Annotated in this window: 1 protein-coding gene; it reads right to left on the reverse strand. The window is 66.5% G+C overall.

Annotated features, from left to right (window positions below; translation table 11 throughout):
- Positions 1–61: 61 nt before the first annotated feature.
- On the reverse strand, positions 62–745 hold the full coding sequence (locus tag ACWJ6R_RS37345; RefSeq protein WP_449066706.1) for a pentapeptide repeat-containing protein: 684 nt from the start codon (positions 743–745) through the stop codon (positions 62–64).
- Positions 746–819 lie beyond the last annotated feature (74 nt).

Raw genomic sequence — 819 nt, forward strand, 5'->3', positions numbered from 1 at the left:
TGCCGGGACCCAGGACGGGAGGACGAAGCCCGGGCCGGTGGTGGAGAGGCGAACCGGGCGTTCAATCTTCGATGGTGATGCCCATCGCGCTCGCCAGGCTGTAGACCAACCCCTGGGCGTCGCGGCTGGTGATCGTCACACCTCTGAGGCTGAGGACGCCGCCGATCCGCAGCAAGGTGCAGTCGACGAACCTCGCGCCCTCCATCTGCGCGTTGGAGAACTGCGCTCCCGTCAGCTCGCAACGTTCGAACCGCACACCGCGGAGATCCGCGTTCTGAAAATTGATCTCGATCATGGTGCAGTCTCGGAAAACGGCGTTCTTGAAGGTTGAGAACCTGAAGCCCGCCAGGTCGGCGCGGCAGCCGTCGAACACCACGTCCCGGAACGTGCATTCGGACCAGGTCATACCGGTCAACCGGCTCGCCGAGACCCGCGCCCGGTGCATCGCCGAGGTTCTGGCCACCATGTTCGACAGGTCGCACCGCTCCAGTTCCACGTCGGAGAAACCCGCCCGGCGCATCTCCGTGCCGGAAAGGCGCACATCGGCGAAACGGCACCCCTCGAAGTCGACCGCGTCCACCGGATGGGATGTCAGGTCCATGCCCGTGAACTGCATCGAGCGGTACATCCCGTCGTCCTCGATCCCGCCGCCCGGAAGCACGGCAGGACTGAGCAACGCGGGCAGCTTGGGCGCGAGCGGTTCTTTCGGCCGTGACGAGTACGCGGAAGCAGGGCGGGAGGGCATGGAGGAAGCGTAGCCGCGGCGTCGGTGATCACACCTTCCCCGAAGAGGGCCCGCTCCCGTCCTGGGTCCCGGCC

This window comes from Planomonospora algeriensis (genome assembly GCF_977012225.1).

What these genes read in the sequence shown, in the direction of transcription:
- ACWJ6R_RS37345 (WP_449066706.1), bottom strand. Translation starts at nt 745, where the DNA reads ATGCCCTCCCGCCCTGCTTCCGCGTACTCGTCACGGCCGAAAGAACCG.